General features: G+C 76.6%; 1 protein-coding gene. It reads right to left on the bottom strand.

Features of this window, described 5'->3' with window-relative positions:
• Positions 1–34 precede the first annotated feature (34 nt).
• A partial coding sequence (locus ACFQ4O_RS18245) for a thiamine phosphate synthase (protein WP_378777860.1) occupies positions 35–547 on the bottom strand: 513 nt, incomplete at its 5' end.

Raw genomic sequence — 547 nt, 5'->3', positions numbered from 1 at the left:
GCGAGAGCGAGCGTCGCGGCGCTCCGGCGGAGCGTCACGGCGCGGGCGTCCTCGCAAGCGAGATCATGGCCATGGCGGAGGCGACCGCGGCCGCGGGGCCGGCCTCGGCCCGCCACACCGCGTCGCCGAGCGCCACGAACTCAGCGCCCGCGGCGGCGATGGCGGAGACGTCGTCGATCGAGCCCGCGAAGCCGACGCAGGGCGTCTCGAAGATCGGAACCCACCACGCCACCCGGTCGAGCGTGCGGGCGCTCTCCCAGGCCGCGCCGGAGGGGCTGAGGCCGAACAGGATGTAATCGGCGCCGAGCTCGCCCGCCGTCATGGCGTCGTCGCGGGAGGGGGGCGTGGCGACGCCCACGATCTTCTCGGGCTGGAACCGCTCGATCGCGTCGGCGACGCCGCCGGCGCCGAACAGGTGCAGCCCGTCGGCGCCCGACTTGCCCACGATGTCCTCCACGCCGTCGCCGGAGATCAGCGCCGCGGCGCCCGCCGCCTGCGCAGCGGCGATCAGCGGCTTGGCGCGCGCCACCCGCGTGCGGTCGTCGGC

Source organism: Methylopila musalis, from assembly GCF_042679725.1.
In the GTDB taxonomy this organism is placed as follows: Bacteria; Pseudomonadota; Alphaproteobacteria; order Rhizobiales; family Methylopilaceae; genus Methylopila; species Methylopila musalis.
This window is presented reverse-complemented; position numbering and strand designations above follow the sequence as displayed.